Source organism: Xanthomarina sp. F2636L (assembly GCF_026410195.1).
Classification (GTDB): domain Bacteria; phylum Bacteroidota; class Bacteroidia; order Flavobacteriales; family Flavobacteriaceae; genus Xanthomarina.
Map to the genome: position 1 here is coordinate 270,602 of NZ_JAPMLM010000055.1, position 23,627 is coordinate 294,228.

20 protein-coding genes are annotated in these 23,627 nt (G+C 31.6%); 13 read left to right on the forward strand and 7 right to left on the reverse strand.

What is annotated here, in order from left to right:
• The first annotated feature begins 153 nt into the window (after positions 1 to 153).
• Both OS191_RS02335 and OS191_RS02340 read left to right on the forward strand, forming a co-directional pair.
• Entirely contained in the window at positions 154 to 2,154 is a 2,001-nt protein-coding gene (locus tag OS191_RS02335; protein WP_267154099.1) for an ATP-dependent nuclease, read from the forward strand.
• Positions 2,154 to 3,809, forward strand: coding sequence for a UvrD-helicase domain-containing protein (locus OS191_RS02340; protein WP_267154100.1), 1,656 nt, complete (start codon positions 2,154 to 2,156; stop codon positions 3,807 to 3,809). Before OS191_RS02335 ends, OS191_RS02340 begins: the two co-directional genes overlap by 1 nt.
• A gap of 1,095 nt (positions 3,810 to 4,904) precedes the next feature.
• Here the strand turns inward: OS191_RS02340 and OS191_RS02345 are convergent.
• The gene (locus OS191_RS02345; RefSeq protein WP_267154101.1) at positions 4,905 to 7,802 is read right to left on the reverse strand and encodes a M16 family metallopeptidase; all 2,898 of its coding nucleotides are present in this window, start codon (positions 7,800 to 7,802) and stop codon (positions 4,905 to 4,907) included.
• A gap of 37 nt (positions 7,803 to 7,839) precedes the next feature.
• On the opposite strand from OS191_RS02345, the gene OS191_RS02350 reads away from it, so the two are divergent.
• Together OS191_RS02350 and OS191_RS02355 are read left to right on the forward strand one after the other, a co-directional pair.
• Positions 7,840 to 8,652: a DUF1853 family protein gene (locus tag OS191_RS02350; RefSeq protein WP_267154102.1), complete on the forward strand. Its 813-nt coding sequence runs from the start codon at positions 7,840 to 7,842 to the stop codon at positions 8,650 to 8,652.
• 168 nt (positions 8,653 to 8,820) lie between these two features.
• A complete protein-coding gene (locus tag OS191_RS02355) occupies positions 8,821 to 8,958 on the forward strand; it encodes a hypothetical protein (protein ID WP_267154103.1) in 138 nt (45 codons plus the stop codon).
• A 52-nt stretch (positions 8,959 to 9,010) separates the two neighbouring features.
• Here OS191_RS02355 and OS191_RS02360 read toward each other — a convergent pair whose 3' ends face one another.
• Positions 9,011 to 9,400: a hypothetical protein gene (locus OS191_RS02360; protein ID WP_267154104.1), complete on the reverse strand. Its 390-nt coding sequence runs from the start codon at positions 9,398 to 9,400 to the stop codon at positions 9,011 to 9,013.
• 195 nt (positions 9,401 to 9,595) lie between these two features.
• Between OS191_RS02360 and OS191_RS02365 the strand changes: the two genes are divergently transcribed.
• On the forward strand, positions 9,596 to 10,432 hold the full coding sequence (locus tag OS191_RS02365) for an OmpA/MotB family protein (RefSeq protein ID WP_267154105.1): 837 nt from the start codon (positions 9,596 to 9,598) through the stop codon (positions 10,430 to 10,432).
• A gap of 86 nt (positions 10,433 to 10,518) precedes the next feature.
• On the opposite strand, the gene OS191_RS02370 is transcribed toward OS191_RS02365, so the two are convergent.
• Positions 10,519 to 11,373 carry a universal stress protein gene (locus OS191_RS02370; protein ID WP_267154106.1) on the reverse strand — a complete coding sequence of 285 codons (855 nt, stop codon included), beginning with the start codon at positions 11,371 to 11,373 and terminating at the stop codon, positions 10,519 to 10,521.
• A 144-nt stretch (positions 11,374 to 11,517) separates the two neighbouring features.
• Positions 11,518 to 13,074, reverse strand: a complete 1,557-nt coding sequence (locus OS191_RS02375) for a DEAD/DEAH box helicase (RefSeq protein ID WP_267154107.1) — start codon at positions 13,072 to 13,074, stop codon at positions 11,518 to 11,520.
• 152 nt (positions 13,075 to 13,226) lie between these two features.
• On the opposite strand from OS191_RS02375, the gene OS191_RS02380 reads away from it, so the two are divergent.
• On the forward strand, positions 13,227 to 13,805 hold the full coding sequence (locus tag OS191_RS02380; protein ID WP_267154108.1) for a pseudouridine synthase: 579 nt from the start codon (positions 13,227 to 13,229) through the stop codon (positions 13,803 to 13,805).
• On the opposite strand, the gene OS191_RS02385 is transcribed toward OS191_RS02380, so the two are convergent.
• Positions 13,795 to 14,484, reverse strand: a complete 690-nt coding sequence (locus OS191_RS02385; RefSeq protein ID WP_267154109.1) for a hypothetical protein — start codon at positions 14,482 to 14,484, stop codon at positions 13,795 to 13,797. The genes OS191_RS02380 and OS191_RS02385 overlap by 11 nt on opposite strands.
• Before the next feature lie 582 nt (positions 14,485 to 15,066).
• Between OS191_RS02385 and OS191_RS02390 the strand changes: the two genes are divergently transcribed.
• Complete coding sequence (locus OS191_RS02390) at positions 15,067 to 15,198, forward strand: hypothetical protein (protein WP_267154110.1); 132 nt, start codon at positions 15,067 to 15,069, stop codon at positions 15,196 to 15,198.
• A gap of 49 nt (positions 15,199 to 15,247) precedes the next feature.
• Here the strand turns inward: OS191_RS02390 and OS191_RS02395 are convergent, their stop codons facing one another.
• A complete protein-coding gene (locus OS191_RS02395; protein ID WP_267154111.1) occupies positions 15,248 to 15,676 on the reverse strand; it encodes a 3D domain-containing protein in 429 nt (142 codons plus the stop codon).
• Between the two features lie 99 nt (positions 15,677 to 15,775).
• On the opposite strand from OS191_RS02395, the gene OS191_RS02400 reads away from it, so the two are divergent.
• Positions 15,776 to 17,089, forward strand: coding sequence for a dipeptidase (locus OS191_RS02400; protein WP_267154112.1), 1,314 nt, complete (start codon positions 15,776 to 15,778; stop codon positions 17,087 to 17,089).
• Between the two features lie 66 nt (positions 17,090 to 17,155).
• On the opposite strand, the gene OS191_RS02405 is transcribed toward OS191_RS02400, so the two are convergent.
• Positions 17,156 to 19,162, reverse strand: coding sequence for an alpha-ketoacid dehydrogenase subunit alpha/beta (locus OS191_RS02405; RefSeq protein WP_267154113.1), 2,007 nt, complete (start codon positions 19,160 to 19,162; stop codon positions 17,156 to 17,158).
• A 123-nt stretch (positions 19,163 to 19,285) separates the two neighbouring features.
• Between OS191_RS02405 and OS191_RS02410 the strand changes: the two genes are divergently transcribed.
• The 5 genes from OS191_RS02410 (at position 19,286) to OS191_RS02430 (ending at position 23,341) form a co-directional block, all read left to right on the forward strand.
• Positions 19,286 to 20,236 carry an isopenicillin N synthase family dioxygenase gene (locus OS191_RS02410; RefSeq protein ID WP_267154114.1) on the forward strand — a complete coding sequence of 317 codons (951 nt, stop codon included), beginning with the start codon at positions 19,286 to 19,288 and terminating at the stop codon, positions 20,234 to 20,236.
• A gap of 77 nt (positions 20,237 to 20,313) precedes the next feature.
• Positions 20,314 to 20,646, forward strand: coding sequence for a translation initiation factor (locus tag OS191_RS02415; protein WP_267154115.1), 333 nt, complete (start codon positions 20,314 to 20,316; stop codon positions 20,644 to 20,646).
• On the forward strand, positions 20,646 to 21,587 hold the full coding sequence (locus OS191_RS02420) for a DUF1835 domain-containing protein (RefSeq protein WP_267154116.1): 942 nt from the start codon (positions 20,646 to 20,648) through the stop codon (positions 21,585 to 21,587). Before OS191_RS02415 ends, OS191_RS02420 begins: the two co-directional genes overlap by 1 nt.
• Entirely contained in the window at positions 21,577 to 22,443 is an 867-nt protein-coding gene (locus OS191_RS02425) for a nucleoside phosphorylase (RefSeq protein ID WP_267154117.1), read from the forward strand. The genes OS191_RS02420 and OS191_RS02425 overlap by 11 nt, the downstream gene beginning before the upstream one ends.
• Positions 22,444 to 22,486: 43 nt before the next feature.
• Entirely contained in the window at positions 22,487 to 23,341 is an 855-nt protein-coding gene (locus OS191_RS02430; protein WP_267154118.1) for a substrate-binding domain-containing protein, read from the forward strand.
• Positions 23,342 to 23,627: the final 286 nt, after the last annotated feature.

A 23,627-nucleotide genomic window follows, 5' to 3' on the forward strand; every position in this document is an offset into this window, starting at 1 on the left:
CTGATATATTATTATAAAATTTACTGTTTTACTCCAGAACAATTCCTACAAAATTTATTATATTTAAACTCTCCCTATTTAATTAATTATCTAAACAATATTGCTTAAATATTACTTCATATTCATAATTGAAGAAAAAACATATATAATAGAATGAAAATAAAAAATGTAGAAATAAAAAACTTCAGATTACTTGAAGATATCCAAATTTCACTTGATGATAAAATATCATTAATTGTAGGAAGGAATAATAGTGGTAAAACTTCTGTAATTGAAATTTTCAATAATTTCTTTAGTTATGAGAATTCTACTTTTATTTTTGAAGATTTATCGATTAAATCTCTTAAAAATTTTAATGAGGCACTCAATAAGTATAAAGAATACAAAGCATTAGAAGATGGAGATGATAAGGATAAATTGGAAAAAGTTTTTAAGGATTTATTACCATCAATAGAATTAGGAATTTATATTGAATATGATGACAATGATGATGGCAAATTAGGTTCACTCTCTGAATTTATTATGGACTTGGATGAAAGCAGAAAAGATGTATACATAAAGTGTCTATTTAGTATAAATGAAAAAGAATTATTTATTGAGGAGTTTATAAAATATAGCGGTGATTATAACAATGATTTTGCAGAATTTGTAAAACAAAATCTGAAAAATTATTACACAATTAAATTTTATTCGACTGATAAAAACGATTTGGATAATTACAGAGAAATAGAACGTAAATCTCTTATAGAAAATGTTTTTATTACTCAATTTATTTATGCACAAAGAAACCTTGATGACCAAGCAAAAGATAAAAATAAGAGACTTTCAAAAGGATTTGAAGATTACTATAGACTAAATAAAGAGCAGTTTAAAGATGATGTTAAAACTATTGAAGGATTATTGAGTAAATTTTCAGACGAGTTAGATGAAAATTATAAAAAGTTGTTCCAAGGAATATTTAAGGATTTAGAAAAATTTGGAATAGAAGATGGTGTTACACTTCAAAAATTAATCATTAAATCACTATTTGATGCTGAAAATATTCTTAAAGGTAATACTCAATTATTTTATAATCAAGATACAAGTGTTTTACCTGAATCATATAATGGATTGGGATATAGCAATTTAATATATATGATTTTGCAATTCATAAGTTTTTATGAGGCATATGATAAAAGAGAACCTAGACCAAATTTTCAAGTAATTTTTATTGAAGAGCCAGAAGCACATTTGCATCCTCAAATGCAACAAGTTTTTATTAAAAATATCAATGATTTCATTAAAGAAAAACATGATTGGAATGTTCAAGTTATTATCACAACACATTCTTCTCATGTTGTTGAAAAAGGGTCATTTGAAGGAATAAGATATTTCGATAATACTTCAGACAATCTTTTAATTAAAAATTTGTCAGATTTCAAGAATGAAATAGAGGTAAAAAAACCCGAAACTATTAAGTTTTTAAAGCAGTATTTAGTTTTAAAAAATTGCGATATGTTTTTTGCTGATAAAGTAATCATGGTAGAAGGAACAGTAGAAAGATTATTGTTATCAGAAATCATAAGTAACAAGTTCAAAAAATTAAATTCTCAGTATCTTTCACTAATTGAAGTTGGTGGAGCTTATGCTCATAGATTTAAAGAATTTTTGGAATTTTTGAATATTAAAACATTAGTCATTACTGATTTAGATTCAATTGATAGTGCGGATAGTAATAAAGCTTGTAAAGTAAGTAAAGGTGATAAAACAAGTAATGCTGTCTTAAAGAATTGGCTTCCTGAAAAAACTTTATTAGATGATTTAATAAAATTAGATGACAAAAATAAACTCAGTAAATCTAAAAGAATAAAAGTGGCATATCAAATTCCTGAAAATGGTGTTAAAAAAGAAGATTGTGGAAGAAGCTTTGAGGACGCTTTCATACTTGCAAATGCTGAAAAGCTTACAAAAGCAACAGGAGAAATAATTGACAAAAGGTTTAATGGAAAGACCAAAGATGAAATTTATAATAATGCTTATGAGATTGCCGAAAAAATGTCCAAAAGTAAAACTGATTTTGCATTTGATATTATGTTAATGGAACAATGGAATGTTCCAAAATACATTAATGAAGGTCTTGCATGGTTGGAGAAAGATGAAATTTTAGCGGAATAATGGAAGTATTAGAACAAATTAAAAAGTTGTTAAGTGAAAAACAAAGTTTTTTACTTGAAGCTGGAGCAGGCTCTGGTAAAACAAGAACATTAATAGAAAGTTTAAAATATCTTATTGAAACTAAATCAAAATCTTTAAATGACTCAAACAAGGCTATTGCATGTATAACCTATACAAATGTAGCAGTAGATGAAATTAATGAACGAATTGATAACAACCCTTTAGTTTTAGCATTAACTATACATGAGTTTTTATGGTATGTAATAAAGAATTACCAGAAGGAACTTAAAGTTGAGATTTTAAAATATAATGAGGATGAAAGTCGAAAACCTATTGAAGAACTTGATACAATATTAGGGTCTCAAACCATTACATATAGTCAATACGGTAGAAAACTTATAGAAGGAAGAATTACGCATGAAGATGTTATTAAATTCTCTGCTAGAATATTTGAAAAGTATCCAAAAATGGGAAAAATAGTAACAAATAAATTCCCATATATATTTATCGATGAATATCAAGATACCGAAGAAATCACAGTAAAATTACTTCTTGATGATTTATTAACTAAAAATAAAGGAAATATTACTTTAGGTTTTTTTGGAGATTCTATGCAAAAAATTTATAACCAAGGAGTAGGGGAGATTGAACATGAAAATCTTGTAATGGTTACCAAAAAAGATAATTATAGGTGTTCTAAAGAAGTAATAAATCTCTTAAATGTCATACGTCCAGAATTAACACAAAACGCTGCAGGAGATAATAAAAATGGAAGTATTTTTTTTATTAATTGTAATAATGACATTGCAAACGCAGATAATTATAAAAAAACACTTGATTTTTTAAAAAATAAAGGATGGGAATTTGAAACAGATAAAGATGGAGTTTTAAACACAAAAGTTCTTATGTTAACTCATCGTGGAATAGCAAATAAATTAGGCTATGAAACAATTTTAGCAACATATCAAATATTAGGAAGATGGGGAAGAGAGAGACTATTAAATAAAGAAGAGCTATTTGCTAATTTTATTTTAAATAAAATTGAAAAATTTGTTGAGCTTTTTGAGGATAAAAAATACGGTGAATTTATAAAACTCCTTGGTGTTTCAGATTATAAAATTTATAAACATGAAGATAAAAAAATCATAAGTGATTTAGTAAAAACCCTTATTGAATTGAGAAAGAATAAATCAATTAAAGAAGTTCTTGAATATGTATTTGATAACAGTCTATTAGTTAAACCCATAAAAATGGCTGAATTTATAGATAAGTTAGATGATGAAGGAAATGAAAATAAAAAGAGCTTTTATGAATCATTAATGAAAATGAAATATGAAGAATTCATTTATTTATATAAATATATAGAAGAATTAACGCCATTTTCCACCAAACATGGTGTAAAAGGTGCTGAATTTGAAAATGTACTTGTTGTTATTGATGATGATTCGTGGAATCAGTATAAGTTTAATGATGTATTTGCTAATAATATAGAGAACCAAAATAGGTTTAATCGAAGTAAGAATCTACTATATGTTTGCTGTTCTAGAGCAAAAAATAACCTGGTTATTCTTACACTTTCTTCAATGGATGTGCCAGCTATGGCAACTATAAATAATTGGTTTAATGGAAGTATTTTTAATATTGAAAATTTATAAAATAGTATTATGTAAAATAGAATCTCGATTTTAACTTGGCCTCATAAAATTTTGGTAAAACAATAAGGTGAAGTGAGCGTGCATATTTTAGGGGTTTAGTAATACAGTTTTTTAAAAGTTTCAATTGTACAAGGGATTTCAAAGTTAATGTAAATGAGTTACAATGTTTCCTAAAATATAGGGAATGAGCCGCAAATTGTTTCCAAAAGTTTATGCAGCCTTGTTTTTTTGTTTTATTTTTTATCAAGAAAAATAGATAAGAATATTTTAAAAAAGGATAAATTGAAGTTCTACATATAACAAGTCACGAGAATCGCGTAAAATTTTTTATTACTTACATTTTATCGAATACACGATTTTTAATACAGCCTAAAAAGGTTAGCTTTTATTTTGGCGTTGGCAAGCGATGGATAATTACTCGCGTTATTTCTATTTAATAATTTGGAGCTCGTGAATGCTTTGCATTTGTGTTATAAAACAATCGAGCGTTGGCAACGGTAACTATAAATCTCTGATTTATAATCACAAACACAGGTTTATTGAATATTAAAGGTGTGAGTAATTTTACATAACGGCTAATTATAGTATCAAATTTGTAGTTCGAATGTTTCTTGAGAATCGCGTATTTAAAAAAACTTGAACAATTGTACAGAATATTAAATTTATCGAAAAGTAAAAAACGATACTGTTTAATGCCCCAAGTACAAACGTTTCTTATGGAAACAAAACATTCTGGGATATTTTAGATAGTATAGAATTATAGCTAACGAATTAATGAAAACTAAATCGCAAATTGGTTTTTACATAATTGTTGACGATATAGACCTAAAGGCACTATATCTACAATTATGCTAAAATAGCAAAGCTATACACCAATTTGCTACATTAACAATATGTATTATAATTTATATTATGTAAAATAGAAATTTTAAAGAACCCCATGCTTTCAATGGCATTCAGTATATAAATGACCCTCATCTGAATAATCTTTCTCCCTCTTTTTAAGACCATCAAGCAAACGTCCATGTATCACAAAAAAAAACACACAACCGTTTGATGGCTTGTGTGTTTTTAAATACTAAGCTATTTTAAAAACTATTTTTTATTCCCGTAAATATCTAATTCTATTACAGGCTTTCCTAGTTTCTTAACTTCAGAAAATTGAGTCGCCTTATCACCAACTACAACATAAATCATATCAGATTCCTTATAATAGTTTCTAATAATAGCTTGATAATCATTTAGTTTCATAGAAATCAATTCGTTTTGATCATCTACTAAAAAGGTATTTGGTTTGTTGTATTTACTTAGTTCCGTTAAAACATTTAATTTAGCCCCCAAACTCTCGTAAGCTGTAGTATTGGCTTTCAGAATCTTATTTTTGGTAATAGCCACTTCATCATCAGTAAATTCCCTGGCGTAATCCTTCAACATATTTTTTATAATCTCTAAAGATTTCAAAGTGGCATTCGCTCTTACACTGGTTTGCACATAAATTGGTGCTACTTCTTCACTATTACCAATTCTGGAATAGGCCCCATAAGTATAGCCTTTCTCGATCCGTAAGGTCTGAAACAGCTTACCACTAGAGCCTCCTCCTATAATTTCGTTGGCAAATTGTAAGTTATTCGCATCTTCATGGGTAGCAGATAAGGCCAGTTTTCCTATATATATAACCGATTGTTTCGCATCAGGTACATCAATAAAGTATAAGGTTCCTTTTAAAGGTCTCTTAGGAAGAGTTTCTTTTGGAATCTCGATGGAATCTCCTGTCCATTCGGTTAATCCTGCTAAAGCAGCTTCTGTTTCCGATGGCGAAATAGCACCAACCACATGAAAAGAGGCATTTTTAGGAGATAAATGTTCATAATAGGCTTTTAAATCGTCCATGCTAATATCCTTGGTACTCTCTAAAGTTCCAGAACCTGGAATGCCAAATCGGTGAGAATCTCCATATAGTAATTTATTTAAAGCCATATAGCCAATGGCATTAGGGTTAGCTTCCCTCCCTTTTAAACTGGTTTCTAAGGCTTGTTTTAATCTTATAAATTCTGTCTCGTCCCAACGTGGTTCTAATAGTATTTCTTGGACTAACCCCATGGTGGCTGTCACGTTTTTAGTCAGACAAGATCCTGTAATATGCAAGTCTTCTTTGCTGGAAAACAGATTGATAGATGCACCAAGTAATCCAATGGCTTCTTCTAATTCGGCTGGGGTTTTAGTGGCGGTTCCTTCCATCATTAAATCGGCAAACAAACTAGAAACTCCTTCTTTACCTTTTGGATCTAATAATTCCCCTCCAGGAATGGTGATTTCAAACTGTACCAAAGGCACTTCGTTGTTTTGAATCCCATAAAGTTTTAAACCATTAGCAAGAGAGCCTTCCCATATGTCTGGCGACTTAAATAATGGCAACTCTCCAAACGGAGGTTCACTTCTATCGTGCTTGCTGGGTGTTTTTTCGTAAACGGCTTCTTCCCCCTGACTCACTTCTTCGTTTGCAACGTCTTGCACCACTTGCTCTTTCCATACAGTAGCTTCTACACTACCTTCTACTGCTAAATCCAAATGTCCTTTTGGTACCACACTGGTCATCACGTAGTTTTTATCTTTTATGTAGAGATTATAAACACGCATCACATCTTCAGCAGTTACCGCATTGGTAAGTTTGGCTGTTTGTGTGATATAACTTGGATCGCCTCTAAACTCATTATCCTGAACCAACTGAAAGGCTTTGTTTAAAACCGTACTAACGCCTTGATATAAATTGGTTTCTAATTCGGCTTTAATTCGTTTTAAGTCGCCTGCATCAACCCCCTGAGTTTCAAAACGTGCCAATCCCTCATCTATGGCTTTTTTAACATAATCTAAATCGGTGTTTTCATTGGCTCTAACTCGAAATATAAATTCTCCGGCCAGTTCATTACTAGATTGATAAGTTCCAATATATGGGGCTAGTTTCTGTTCTTCTACAACCACTTGATACAAAGGCGCTTTTTTACTACCACTTAGCAATTTTCCTAAAATTCCCAGAGCATAAACATCTTGATTGTATTCTTCAGCACTTGGAAAAACCATTCGTAACTCTGGAAGTTTCGCAAAATCGTCTTCAAAATATAAAGACTTGCTAGCTTCTAGATATACAGGTTGTGCAATTAGTTTTTCAACCTCTGGCCCACTCGGAATTTCCCCAAACCATTTCTCTACTTGCTTTTTAGTTTCTTCTATATCAATATCTCCAGCAATCACTAAAGAGGCATTGCTGGCGCCATAATACGTTTTGTAAAAGGCTTTCACATCGTCTATGGTTGCCGCTTGTAAATCTGGTAAAGCTCCAATAACTGTCCAGCTATACGGATGTCCTTCTGGATATAAGTTTTTACGAATAATCTCATCGGTGTATCCATAAGCAGCATTGTCAACCCGTTGTCTTTTCTCATTCTTAACCACTTGTTTTTCGCGCTCTAGAGCTGCTTCAGTCACAGTGTTCAGCATATAACCAAATCGATCTGAGTCAATCCAAAGGATTTTCTCAAAGGCATCTTTTGGTACCACTTCATAATAAACGGTTCCATCACTCCAGGTACCACCATTTCTACTGCCTCCCCATTCTGGAATCATTTTTCTATTGGCACCTACTGGTACATTCTCCGAATCGTTAAAACTCATATGCTCAAAAAAGTGAGCAAATCCGGTTTTCCCAACCTCTTCCCTATTAGACCCCACGTGCATCATGGTGGCTACAGCAATTAATGGATCGGAATGGTCTTGATGCAAAATAACTTCTAACCCATTATCTAAGGTGAATTTCTCATAGGCAATTTTAAATTCTGGTTCGGCTGGTGTGGGTGTTATGTCTACTTTTTTCTCCGATTGACAGGATAACAAACAAAGAAATAAAGCAAAAAATAAGAGTTTAAAATAAGTCATAGTGTTTAAAGGTTGGTTTATTTTGAACTTAAAAATAGCTTTTTTTAATAAATTTGTATTCATATGACTTGTTAAAATCTTGAATTTGTAATTTGCAGCTATGGATGTTAAAGAGTTAAATTTACAATACCAAGGATTCGCCAACACACAAAACTTATGGGTTGAGCATGAGGTATATCATTTACAGCAATTCGTGCTCCCTTCTAAAACATCCATAGTTTTTAATGAACCCCTTCCTAAAAACATTCGCTTAGGAAAACGTGTGGAACAATTTGTATTTCATCAATTAAAACAACAGTCTCAGATTTCAATCGTTTTCCAAAACCTTCAAATCCAACAAGAAAAGCACACGTTAGGAGAAATGGACACCTTAATACTAATGGATAAAAAACCAGTGCATCTGGAAATTATCTATAAGTTTTATTTGTATGATGACTCTGTTGGCACTTCAGAATTAGAACATTGGATTGGCCCAAACCGAAAAGATAGTCTAATACAGAAGCTAGACAAGCTAAAAAACAAACAGTTACCACTACTCTATCATCCCGAAACTTTAAAATATCTGGAGAAACACAACATCCATGTAGATGACATACAACAACAGGTCTTATTTAAAGCGCAGTTATTTGTGCCTTTCAACAAAACAACCTACAATTTTAAACTTATTAATCCTGACTGCTTGATGGGGTTTTATCTCAAGCAAGAAGAGTTGTCTCAATTCAAGATGGCTAAGTTTTATATTCCAAGCAAAGCCAATTGGTTGATAGAACCACATGCTCAGGTGTCTTGGCTAACCTATACCTTATTTATGCAAACAGTTAGCCCTATTTTAGAAAAGAAAACGGCACCTTTAGTTTGGATAAAATCTCCAAATGGCGAACTAAAAAAATGTTTTGTGGTTTGGTGGTTATAGACCGAATACCGTTTAAAAACTAAATATTGTTATTCTACTTACTTAGTTTTTTAGTTGACCTGATTAATAACACCATCAAAACACTTCACTTCAAATTCATGTCATTCTTTTTTATTAAATACATTTGAAAATTTTGTACCTTGTTATACAATAGATACTCAATTATTTATGAAGAAATTACTACAAATTATTGGCGCTGCATGGGGAGCAAAAAAAATAGGTGGTGGAAAATGTGGTTGTATCGGAACTATTTTTGTCTTTTTAATCCTTTACTGGTTATTAGGTTCTGTATTTGATTTGTTTTAACGTGTAACTCTTTAAACAAGAATATCATGTTACCTTAATATAATAATGAGTATTAATCTTTGGTGTTTTTGGAAGTGCCAGATGCTTCAACCTTATCAATAGGTTGAATTCTGGGCTTTATCTTTTTGTAAACTTCAAATTGGTATGAAGTTAATATATCCTGCATCTCTGAGGTTTCATGTGCTTGCATTTTATATAAGGTTTCCAGTTTTTCAACACCTTCCAGCCTTGCTTCTATTTTTTGTCTTCTAATTAAGAACTCCTCTAATTTAATTTCAAACAAACCTATTTGTTCACTACTTAAAGCCAACTCCATGTTATAGGCCTTTGTTAATGCAACCACTTCATCGTTTAAGGACCTATCAGGACTTTGTATCATTGGATCCTGAGCAAATAATTTTGTCGAAATTATTAATATAATAAATAATATCCATCGTTTCATAACATATAAATTTTTATTAAATTTAAAAGACAAAGTGTTAAATGTCAAGTTTTTAATAAAATTTAACATGTAAAAACTTTATAAAAGAACTAATAAGTTTTTAAATGTTAAAAAAATGATAAAATAAGATATGAAACGTCCACCAATATATCTCTTGCGTAGATATATAAAACCCAAAAACAAGAAACTTATATTATGAAAAAACTATCAATTTTTATACTTACAGGAATTTTAATGACTGCCTGTGTCTCAAAAAAGAAATATGTAGCATTAGAACAAGAGAATGGAGAAATAAGAAGCGAATTACAAAAAACACAGGTTGCTAAAGAAGATTTAGAAGCTAAATTCGATGAAATCCAATCTAGAATTGATACTTACAATACCAAAATTAGTTCTTTAACAGAAGAGAACGATGCTAAAATAGTAACTGTTGGAGACGACATTGTAATCTCTAACGATGTGAGAAAGCAAATGGAATCGACGCTTCAAAACGTCAACCAAGACGATTTAGCCCAAGCAAAAACCCTTAAAGATTCTATGAATTTAGCTGTAGGTTACAACTTGCGTAAATCTATGGATTCGTCTAATATGAATGAAGATGAAGACCTTGTTATAGATATTAATGAAACAGTGGTTATGATTTCTATTTCAGATAAAATGTTATTTAACTCTGGAAGTTATAAAGTAAGTAATAAAGCCAATAATATTTTACAGAAAATTGCCGACGTTATAAACTCTGAAGAGAGTTTAGACGTTATGGTAGAGGGACATACAGATAGCAAACTGATGGTTCCAAATGCAGCTGTAAAAGACAATTGGGATTTGAGCGTATTACGTGCTACTTCTGTTGTTAAAAAGCTACAAAGTGATTTTAATGTTGCTCCTGAAAAACTAATTGCTGCAGGAAGAAGTTTTTATCAACCTTTAGTAGATAACAATACTAGTGAGAATAGATCTAAAAACAGACGTACAAGAATTATCATCTTACCAAACATTAACAAGTTTTTTGCCCTAATGGCTTCTAACGAATAAATATAGCCTCAATATTATATTAATTAGTCCAAAAAAAAGACGTTATCCATAGTGTAACGTCTTTTTTATTTGTGTTTTATTCTTAGTTATTTAAAACTTTCATGGTTAAAAATAATCAAGGGTACGTTTAGGTGACTACTTATGGACTTACTATTACTTTTACTGAATAATTTCTCAAAGAAACTTCGTTTTTTATTAATAATACAAAGCATGCCTAACTTTCTGCTTTCACTAAACACACGAGTTCCAACTTCAACAGAAACATCTGTAATGAGGTAGAAGTCCATCTCTAAAGGCTTTAATGTCGCTTCTAACGCTTGCAATTTGGCAAGTAATTCCGTGGTTAAATCCCCTTTCTTGTTTATAACATGTACAGCAGCTATTTTAGACTTGCTAGAAGTTGCAATTTCTTTTAATAAATCAAGCTCATGTCCGTAATTACTAATGCTAAGATCGGTTGCAAAACCAATTTCAGACATGTCGTTAGACAGTGCATCTTGAGGCACAGCAATAATAGGACAGGTTTGTTTATTGATTAAGTTGGCTGTATTACTTCCAATGGTCATTTCTTTTATACCACTGGCTCCTTTAGTTCCAACAACCACGATGTCTATATCTAATTTCTTAACAGAAGTTTTTACAGCCTCTAAAAAATAATCATGAGCAATAACAGTCTCGAACCTATGTTTGTCGTTTTTAGGAAGTTCATGTATTTTCTCGAGTTCTTTTTTTAACTCAAGCTTAGATTCATTAAGCCTAGATTTAATTATAGCTTCATTGGCTCTTTTCGAAGAAACAGCTGTAGATGGAGCAGACACTAAAGGCTCAAGGGAATGCATGATGTAAAAAGCACATTCTTTATCCTTAAATAGTTTTAAAGCATAAAGTGTAGCCTCCCAGGAGTTTGCAGAGAAATCTGTTGGTAATAATATCTTTTTCATGAGAATTATATTTAAAGTTTAAAGATATTATTTATTTGTAAGATATCCATTGATATTTATCACTTTTAGGCATGAATGCCACAAAATGAAACAGCCCTTTAAAACACCATATAAAGTGGTAATTTACTAAAAACAACTTACAAATTATTCTGCTGGTCTTCCGTGTATTTCCTCAAAAACTTCATCGAAGTTAGATCTTAAATACGCTCTTAGTTTTTTTCTGTAATCGTCTTTCAACCATGCCACAAAATTAAAGGTGCTTTTACTAATACATTTGGTATATCTATGGATTCTATAGTCTATGTCGTCCCCAAGTTTTTTGGCTAAATCTAAAGCATCATATAGGTCTTCGCTATTTTCGATACAAATTTTAGCATGATGTTCGATAGAGCGCTCTAAAACAACTTTAGAAGATTCACCACTTCTTACAGCATCTATATAGGTTTCCTTGATATTAAAATACACCACATCCGATTTTCCAAACTCGGCACGTAACTCGTCTGGCATCTCATATCTAAAGTTATCTTCTAACTCTTCATCACTTAAAATATTATCTAAATAGTAATTAGGTGATTTAAAAATACGTTGCCAGTCTAAATCGGCTCCCCATGGTCCAAACCTATGTAAATTATTTCCTAAATCAATAACGCTAAAAGTCGATTTATTCTTCAAAATACGAGATCCACGCCCAATCATTTGATAATAAAGAGTTAAAGATTTAGTCGCTCTATTAAGGATAATGGAATCTACTGTTGGTTCATCAAAACCAGTGGTTAAAATACTTACAGATGAAAGTATGGCATCTGGTGTATCTCTAAACCAATTTAGTATCTTACGTCTTTCCTTTTTGGTATTGGTATTATCTAAATGTGCTACAGGATACCCAGCAGCACGAAACGTATCATATACATGCAAAGACGTATTAATCCCATTATTAAAAATAAGGGTTTTCTTTCCTTTAGAGCGTTCTTCGTATGCTTGCATCAGTTTGGTAAGCATGTCGTTATTGGTATATAAATCTTCAGAAGATTTAACTGTATAATCTCCGTTAGCACCAACAATTAATGAAGTTAAACCTACATTGTAAGAGTAAATTTCAGCTTGGGACAAGAATTCATTTTTAATTAAAGACTCGATGGTTTCACCTACAATCAGCTCATCGTAATTATCCTTCATTGGAAGTTTAATATTCGAACTTAAAGGGGTTGCTGTTACTCCCAAAATAAAAGATTTCTCGAAGTACTTAAATAACTTGGTAAAAGAATTGTAATGCGCTTCATCAATAATGACTAGACCAATATCAGAAATATCTAATTTATCTTCTTGTAAACGATTGTTTAGGGTTTCAACCATAGCCACAAAACAACTGTATTGTGCCTGGTCGTCCAAATTGGCTTTACTACTTACCACTTTGTTTTTTACACCAAATTCTTCAAGCATATTAGATGTTTGTCTACATAGCTCAATTCGATGCGTCATAACCAACACCTTTTTCTTATGGTGTTTTAAATACTGCCTAACGATTTCAGAAAAAATAACTGTTTTCCCTCCTCCAGTTGGTAATTGATATAATAGATGGTAATCTTCTGGAGCCTCTTCAAAGCATTTAAAAATCTTATCAATAGCCCCTTTTTGGTAGCTATAGAGGTCCTTCCCTACGCGTCTGTCTTCTAATTCTAAAGATGTAACTGTCTTGCTCATAAAAATTGTCAATGTGCAAAAATAAGGTCTTTTCTTAGTTTTTGTAGCTTTAAAACGAATAAAATTCTTAAGTTTTTTTAACATTTGCAGTTAATAAGATGCAACAATGAATTGCTTATTTATTTTAATACACTTTCTTATTTCGTTATATTATGGGACTTTCCGAATCACACACACATTTTAAGCTCTATAAACCTTATGGTTATTTGAGTCAATTTGTTAATAATCAATCTAAAAGACGAAATAAAAAACTCTTAGGAACCCTTTTTGATTTTCCTGAAACCCTAATGGCCATTGGCAGACTAGATGAAAAATCTGAAGGATTACTTCTATTAACAACCGATGGAAAAATGAGCGAACATATAAGAAGTTCGCATGTAGAAAAGGAATATTATGTCATGGTTGATGGTATAATAACTTCTGAAGTCATTGAAATTTTAAAAAAAGGGGTTGAAATTTCAGTGGATGGAAAACCCTATTTAGCAAAACCAACTAAAGTTTTTCTTTTTGAAATAAACCCAGATGTTCCTAAACGTTTTGTAAGAGATAAAAAACACGGTCCAACTAGTTGGTTGTCTATAACCTTAACAGAAGGGAAATTTAGACAAGTACGTAAAATGACATCTGCTGTTGGTTTTCCAACCTTAAGATTGGTGCGTATAAGAATTGGTAATTTTACTTTAAACCAAATGCAGCCTGGAGATGTTGAAGAAATTTCGACTATTCTTTAATAACAATTAATGTGGCTTTTACTCCTGTTGCCAAGTTCCAAACCCCTGTAGCTATCACATTTCCTGTGTTATCTAATATTTGAAGTTCGGCTGTATTAGGACCAGAATCCCCTTGGTTTAACGCTTGAAAGTCTATTTTATTAAAGCCTTCAACCAAATCTAATTGAAAACCATTAAATGAAGACTGCAATAAAGCGTCGGCAATAACTACATCGTCATTTACAAAAATTCGTACCCGATCGCCATCAGGATATTGATGATCTCTATAAATAACATTTACTTTGGAAACTCCTGTTTTAAAATCTCCTAAATACTGATTGGTTTTACTTCCATTATCTCTGGAACCAGCTTCCTCCTCAGTGTATTTACCATGCTTTTTAATTTGTTTGGTATACAATTCAGCTGGATTACCAAAAGTTTCACTGCTAAACATCGAGAAGCTTTTTTTATTTGGATCAGATAATTCATTTTGTTTTGGTACAGACAATCCATTCACTCTATCTGAATTTGTATTGCTTAAACCTTTATTTTCAATAGGCTTCGACTCTAATATGGAAGTACCCTGACTACCTGTGTCACTTTTAATAGCAGGAATACTTGTAGATTCCTTGCTGGCATCAATTTGGGCAAAAGCAGACAAGGAAATAAAACAACAAATAATAAAACTAAAGTATTTCATGGTGAAGCTTATAGGTTTTGGAATAACGTTTATATATAATAAATGTTATAAGTTCAAAAATCGTACCTTAAAAAATAATATCCAATTTTTTATCAAAATTTTAATTAAATAATCTCATTTAACTCGCTTAGATAGCATTAGTTGTGAAGCTACTCGCCTCTTATTCTGTTAAATAATGTTAATTATCTATTATGTTATACATAGTACTGTAACAATTTAAAAGTTATGTCGTCTATTTAGTATCAATCAAACTTAAAAACATAAAATTATGAGAACTTTAGACAGCAATCAGGTATCAGAAAGAGTAAATACAAGTAAAAGTTATACTTGGAATAGTAAAAGAAGATACAGATAAGTGTATCATATTAATTAAACAATCAAAAACATAGAAATCATGAGAACTTTAGACAGTAATCAAGTAACAAGCAGACCAAATTCGAGTAAAGGCCACACTTGGAATGGTAAAAGAAGATGTAGATAAGTATATCTAAAAAAAACATCAACCCCTTACGTTGAATTGCTAGGTAAATTGTTTAGCAGCTTTAAAAACTTAAAAGGACAATCAATCAAAAAACAATTATTATGAAAGCAGTTATTAAAATTTCCAGAGACTCTTACGAGAAAATTAAGCATCTTTCAGTTAATAAACTCACTCAGAGATTTAATAACTCAAACGATGAACTTTGGACAGGTATCAAGCGTTATGCGCATTAATTATTTTAAATTAGTCATTTAGAAAGTCAGCATATACATGCTGACTTTTTTATTCATGATCAACAAGCGCATCATCTTCCACCTTCAACACGCCATATTGAATTTCTACCTTTTGTCTTCCCCAATTTTTAGCAGCCTGGACGTCTATGCCCATATAAATATCAATTTTATTTACCCATCGAGAATGCATTTTATCTTTTACTAAATAAATGCCTTCAAGACCTTCAATTTTTACTGGAGTATTATGTTTTAATCCCAATTTTAATAAATCCTTTGAAACAGCAATATATTTTAACCCGGGAATTAAACTGTCTCCAAAAGCAGTGATATGCGGATTGTCATTGGTTTGATATGCCAATGAATTATATGCTGAGGCTGTAACTTTAATAGGCTTCCAAGTATACGGATCCTCTATAGTTTTTGTACAACTAGAGTTCCAAAACAACATAATTAGGGTTAAGAATATCTTTAAAATCATTTTTAAATGCATAGAAAATTAAATATACAACATTTAGTAAGAAACTAAACCTAACTTACTTTTTTGTAACTTCACAAAACAAGCCAATCTAACAAACTCATGAAAACAAACCTTTTAATTCTCATTTCAATTCTTGCTTGTTTCTCCTGCAAAAATGAAACCAAACAAACTTCTGATTCTAATATGACAAAGAATTCCCTAGCTTTAGTGGAACGTGCTAAAGCCATTCACAATCGAGTAATCACAATAGATACTCACGATGATATTGAAGTGAGTAATTTTACAGATTCCATAAATTATACCCAAGATATTAATGCTCAAGTAACCTTGCCAAAAATGAAAGCTGGTGGCTTGGATGTGGCATGGTTTATTGTTTACACAGGACAAGATACCTTAACGGACGAAGGTTATAAAAAAGCTTATGAAAATGCCATGTCAAAATTTGATGCTATCCATAAGTTAGTAGAAGACTTAGCTCCAGACCAAATAGAACTAGCACTAACTTCAGACGATGTGAGGCGCATTCATGCTTCTGGAAAAAAAGTAGCCATGATTGGTGTAGAAAATGGCTATCCCATAGGTTTAGAGATATCAAATGTTGAAAAATTCTACAATCTCGGTGCGCGATATATATCTTTGGCTCATAACGGACACAGTCAGTTATGCGATAGTCATACAGGAGAAACTAAAGGTGATTGGTTACATAATGGTTTAAGCGATTTAGGAAAAGAGGTGATTACTGAAATGAATCGTTTAGGCCTCATGGTCGATGTGTCTCATCCTTCAAAAGAAGCCATGAAACAAATGATTGAACTTAGTAAAACGCCAATTATTGCATCACATTCAGCTGCTAGAGGGTTAAGTGATGAGAGTAGAAACTTAGATGATGAACAATTGGAATGGTTAAAAGAAAATGGAGGTGTTATACAAGTTGTTGCCTTAGACGAATATTTGAATACAGATAAAATGGCAACCAGAAATGCTGAAATAAAAGACATTCAACAACAAGTTGCAGATTCACTAAGTGTAAAATGGTATGCTTCAAGCGAAGAGTTTATGAAGTTGACAAATGAAGAGCAGGATGATTTCTTTGTATATTATAAAAAAGTACTGGACTTAGCAAATGCTAAAGCAGATAAAATTGATGGCTTCCCTCCCAACGTAAATGTATCCGATTTGGTAGATCATATCGATTATATCATTGATAAAATTGGCATTGAACATGTTGGAATTAGTAGCGATTTTGATGGCGGAGGTGGTATTGAGGGCTGGAACAATGCGTCTGAAACTTTTAATGTAACTTTAGAATTAGTTAAACGTGGGTACACCGAGGAACAAATTAGCATGATATGGAGTGGGAATTTGTTGCGAGTACTGGATGATGTTCAAGCATATGCAGACTCTTTAAAATAAACAGAAAATATTCATTAATAAAAAAAGAGAGCATTTAGCTCTCTTTTTTTATTAAATATAACATGTTTAATATGCCAATAATTCTTTTAAAGCTGTTTCAAACTTCCCTTTAGCCAAATATTGATCTTCTAATTGATTGATAAAAGGAATTGGTGTCTCCATACTGGCTACACGTTTTACTGGTGCATCTAAATACTCAAAGCAGTTCTCCATAATCATGGATGATATATCTGAAGCAATTCCTCCAAATAAGGAATCTTCCTGTAGAATAATGGCACGCCCTGTTTTCTTAACTGAAGCAAAAATAGCTTCTGTATCTAAAGGTTGCAAAGTTCTTAAATCCAATACATCTGCTTGAATCTCTAAGTTCTTTTCCAGAGTTTCTAATGCCCAATGCACGCCTGCACCATAAGAAATAATAGTTACTTGATGTCCTTCTTTTAAAAGAGATGCTTTTCCAAAAGGAAGTGTAAAATAATCTGTTGGGACTTCTTGTCTAATGCTTCTATATAAGGCTTTGTGTTCAAAAAACAACACGGGATTTGGGTCGTTTATAGCTGTTGCCAATAAGCCTTTGGCATCTGCTGGAAATGCAGGATAAACTACTTTTAAACCTGGGGTTTTAGTAAACCATGCCTCATTAGTTTGCGAATGGAAAGGTCCAGCAGCAACTCCAGCACCACAAGGCATTCTAACAACCACATCAGCTTCTTGGTTCCATCTATAATGAGATTTTGCTAAATAATTAACGACGGGATTAAAACCTGAAGTCACAAAATCTGCAAATTGCATTTCAACCACACTTTTCATACCAGCAATAGATAATCCCATTCCTGCTTCTACAATAGCAGACTCACAAATAGGGGTGTTTCTTACACGGTCTTTTCCAAATTGCTCCACAAAGCCTTCAGTAATTTTAAAAACGCCTCCGTATTCAGCCACATCCTGTCCCATAATAACCAAGTTATCATGCTGCTCCAAAGATTGTTTTAAACCTTCAGAGATTGCGTCTATTAGACGAATTTCTTTTGTTTCTGTATTTTTTGCAACTTCCTTATAATCAAATGGTTTGTATACATCATTTAATTCGTCACTTTCATTAGCTATAATGCTTTCTTCATCGAAAGCTATTTGGAGATGTTCATTGATTTCATGAACAATTTCTTCTTTAAAAACAACTTCTTGTTCTTCAGTTAAGATGTTTTCATCTCTTAAAAAAGCTTGAAAATTTTCAAGAGGATCTTTCTTAGCCCAAGTATCTAATAAATCTTGTGGTACGTATTTAGTACCACTTGCCTCTTCGTGCCCACGCATTCTAAAAGTTTTAAACTCCAATAACACGGGACGAGGATGCTTTCTTATACTTTCAGCAAGATCTCTAACTTTAGTATAAACTTCTATTATATTATTGCCATCAATAATGTGGGATTCCATACCATAACCTAAGGCGCGATCAGCAATATCCTTACAATTATATTGTTCGCTTGTTGGTGTGGATAAACCATAGCCGTTATTTTCTACACAAAACATAACTGGTAATTGCCAAACAGAAGCGACGTTTAAAGCCTCGTGGAAATCTCCTTCGCTAGTCCCTCCTTCTCCAGTAAACACAGCAGTTACCTGGTTTTTATTTTGAAGTTTACTTGCTAAAGCAATACCATCTGCAACACCTAATTGTGGTCCTAAATGAGAAATCATTCCAACAATATTGAATTCTTGAGTTCCAAAGTGAAAAGATCTATCTCGTCCTTTTGTGAAGCCATTGGCTTTACCTTGCCACTGACTAAATAAACGATATAATGGAATTTCTCTATTGGTAAAAACACCGAGGTTTCTATGCATTGGCAAGATGTATTCATCTTTTTGTAAAGACATGGTAACTCCAACAGAAATGGCTTCTTGGCCAATTCCTGAAAACCATTTAGACACTTTTCCCTGACGTAGAAGAATTAGCATTTTTTCTTCTATCAATCGAGGCTTTAGCATGTTTTTATATAATTCTAGTAATTCTGTAGAATCTAGATTTGTCTTATTGTATTGTATTTCAGTAGGTATAGTCACGTGAGTACTCATAATAATTGTTTGTCAAATATACTATAAATTGATAATTACAATTGAAAATCTTAAAATAATTAGTGTTCTAAACTTTATAATGTTTTCGTACATTTGTAATACATTCTTATTAAAATATATACCATGAATAATATACCAAGTGTTAATTTAAATGATTTTACTTCAGGAGACCCAGTTAGAAAACAAAAGTTTGTTGATGAAATTGGAAAAGCATACGAAGATATTGGATTTGTAGCTTTAAAAGGTCATTTTTTAGATGATGCCCTAGTAGATAAACTGTATAGCGAGGTTAAACAATTCTTTAAACTCCCTGTTGAAGCTAAAAGGAAATATGAAATAGAAGGCATTGGAGGACAAAGAGGCTATATTTCTTTTGGAAAAGAAAGTGCTAAAGGCAAAAAGGAAGGCGATTTAAAAGAGTTTTGGCATTTTGGACAATTTGTTGAAAACAACCCGAAACTTGAAGCCGAGTATCCTAAAAACGTTAAAGTTGAGGAGCTTCCTGAATTTAATAAAACAGGAAAGGAAGCCTATAGAATGTTAGAAAAAACAGCTAAATATGTGTTACGTGCTTTGGCATTACACTTAGGTTTGGAAGAAACTTATTTTGATAATTACATCCATAATGGAAATAGTATTTTAAGACCTATCCACTATCCTCCTATTTTCGAAGAACCAAAAAACGCCGTGCGTGCAGCAGCCCATGGGGATATTAATTTAATAACGCTATTAATGGGGGCTCAAGGTCGTGGGTTACAAGTTCAAAATCATGAAGGAGAATGGTTGGATGCCATTGCAGAACCAGACGAACTAATGATAAATGTTGGAGATATGCTTTCTAGACATACCAATAACAAATTAAAGTCTACCATCCACCGTGTTATTAATCCTCCAAGAGAACTATGGGGAACCTCACGTTATTCTATTCCTTTCTTTATGCACCCAATTAGCGATATGAAATTAGATGTATTGGAAAGTTGTATAGACGAAAATAATCCAAAACAATTTGAAGATATTACTGCTGGCGAATTCTTAAATGAACGTCTTATTGAGCTTGGACTAATAAAAAAATAGTATTCAGCTACAGTCGCAGTTTGCTATTTTTTATATCTAATTGTTGAGACTGTTAACTGAAACTGAAAATTTTAATTATGGATTTACAAGATCAATTAAAAAACCTATTTCCAGACCATGAGCCAGACACTTCTTCTGACGATATTCAAAATGAAGCCACTGATTTATGGATGCAGGATGAGCCTATAATTTGTAAATACGAAAAGCGTAAAGGAAAACCCATCACTATATTAGAAGGTTATACTGGTGCTACAGAAGACTTTAAAGCACTTGCAAAGGACCTTAAAACAACACTTAGTGTTGGAGGCAGTTTTAAAGATGATAAAATTATCATTCAAGGAGATTTTAGAGATAAAATCATGAAAATTCTCAAAGACAAAGGTTTTCTTGTGAAACGTGTTGGTGGCTGATGGATAAAGTAACATTGCATATAACAAATGGAAGCAGCTTAACTCATTATCTAAAGGAACTTGATATTTCTGGAGATTATTTGACCTGGCAGGAAATGCTATGTGAAGGACCAACAACTACACTAATTAATTCGGAAGAATTTTTAATAAAACGAAAAACTTTTTTAAACGATTTTTATCATATAGAATTAAATGAAACAGAGTTTAAAGAAGAGATAGCCATTCTAAACAATGTAGATTCATATTCTGAAATTGTGCTTTGGTTTGAATACGATTTGTTTTGTCACATCAACATGCTAGGCGTCATTAAATTATTAAACGAGAAACAAGTGCCTCTTCCTATTTATTTGGTATGTAGTGGTAGAATTAAAGGAAAAACACAATTAAAAGGACTTTCAGAATTAACTCCAGAGCAATTGTTTCAGCATTATAAAGAAAAAATTAAATTAAAAGATAGCGATTTAGAATTAGCCATTTCAATATGGCATATTTATAATGGGAAAGACCATAATTTATTAAAGCCTTTTATTACACAAAAATCATCTTTTAAATACCTAAGCAATTGTTTAAAAGCCCATTTAACACGCTTTCCAAATTTAAAGTCTGGTTTAAGTACACTAGAAGAAAACATATTAACTATTATTAAAGAAAAAAACGTGAAGTCTAAAAATCAGTTAATGGGTTATGTGCTAAATTACCAAGGCTATTATGGCTTTGGAGACATGCAAATACTAAGATTAATAGACATACTTCAAATATTTTATACAGAAGAAGAAAACAAAATTTCTTTAAACAGAAAAGGCTACGAAGCTTTGACAGGAAATCATAATTTTTCATTTCAGATAAATAATAATTTGACTTTTGGAGGTTTAAATCGATTAGATTTTTCTTATGATGGTCAAACAAATAAATTAATAAAAACACCACTAAATGTCAATTAAAAATTCAGAATTAATTTTAAATCCAGATGGTAGTATCTATCATTTAAATTTAAAACCAGAACATATAGCTCACGATATTATTCTTGTTGGAGATCAAGATCGTGTTGAAAAGATTACCAAACATTTTGATAGTATTGAGTTTTCAACTCAAAAACGTGAGTTTAAAACACAAACGGGTATTTATAAAGGCAAACGGTTAACTGTTATTTCAACTGGAATTGGACCAGACAATATTGATATTGTTTTAAACGAATTGGATGCTTTAGTGAATATCGATTTAAAAACTAGAAAACCAAAAGATACGCATACAAGCCTTAATTTTGTTAGAGTTGGTACTTCGGGCTCATTACAGGCCGATGTTCCAGTAGATTCTTTTGTAATGAGTTCGCATGGTTTGGATTTAAATGGGATGCTTCATTTTTATAAAATAGATAGTATTGTTAATCCAGATATTGAAGACGCATTTATAAAATTTACCAATTGGGATTCAAATAAAGCCAGACCAATAGTGATCAACAACAGTCAGAAACTTGAAAATATACTCAATAGCGACCAAGTTTACAAAGGGTTAACAGCAACTGCTGGTGGTTTTTACGGGCCACAAGGACGTATTTTACGACTGCCTTTACAGGATCCAGATTTAAACAATAAAATGGATAATTTTAATTTTAAAGGCATGCGAATTACCAATTTCGAAATGGAAACCTCTGTAATTTACGGCTTATCTAAATTACTTGGGCATCACGCACTTTCATTAAACGCTATTATAGCCAATAGAGCTACAGGACAGTTTACTAAAGACCCAAAAGCTATAGTTGAAAAACTAATAATTTATACCTTAAATAAATTAGTGTAATCATTTATAATTCCTCGAAAGGAATCTTAATCAAACTATTTCAATGAAAACAATTCATATAGGTGGCGTTCCTGAGCATTTTAATTTGGCATGGTATTTAGCACTTAAACAGGGCGAATTTAAAAAAGCCGGCATAAATCTTAGATGGAAAGACTATCCAAGTGGTACAGGTGCTATGTCAAAATCATTAAGAAAAGGTGAAATAGATTTATCTGTTATTTTAACTGAAGGTATTATAAAAGATATTGTTGAAGGTAATCCCAGTAAAATTATTCAAACTTTTGTACAAACACCTTTAATTTGGGGGATTCATGTAGCACAAAATTCAAATTATAAAACTATTGAAGATTTAAAAGCAAGTAAAGCAGCTATTAGTCGTTATGGTTCTGGCTCACATTTAATGGCTTACATCAATGCACAAAACAATGGTTGGGATTTAGACACAGACTTACATTTTGAAGTTATAAAAGATCTAGATGGTGCTGTTGAAGGTCTTACAGAAAGAAAAGCAGATTATTTTTTGTGGGAAAAATTTATGACAAAACCTTTAGTTGATCAAGGTGTTTTTAGACGCATTGGAGAATGTCCTACGCCATGGCCATGCTTCGTAATTGCTGCTAGAGACGAATCTTTAAGGGAACATCATGAAGAAATAAAAATTATTTTAGAGATTATAAACAATAACACTAAAAACTTTAAGAACATTCCAGAAATCGATAAAATTATCGCTAAAAGATACAATCAAAAAATTGCAGATGTACAAGAATGGTTATCTCTAACAGAATGGTCGCAAGACACCATAAACAAAGAAAGCATAGACAATATTCAAGAACAATTATTAGCTTTAAATATAATTTCTACAAAAAAAGATTACAAGCATTTAATTACTGAAATATAGTCTTAATTTTAACATATTTATTACTTGATTTTTTTCAAAAAACACTAAATATCACCACTTTAAAAATATGTCTTTATGGAAAATGTTAAAAAATATTTAATTTTTAACAACTAATCTCTTATATTTGCCTTGTACAGAAGAAAAAAAAAACAAATTGCTTATGCTATTGACAATTACTTCAATCTTATCTATATTAGTTGCCTTAAATTTTTTATTGCTATTCTTTAGTTGTAATAAAACCACGCGACGTACAGATAAAGTACAAAACAAACCTACAATCATTATT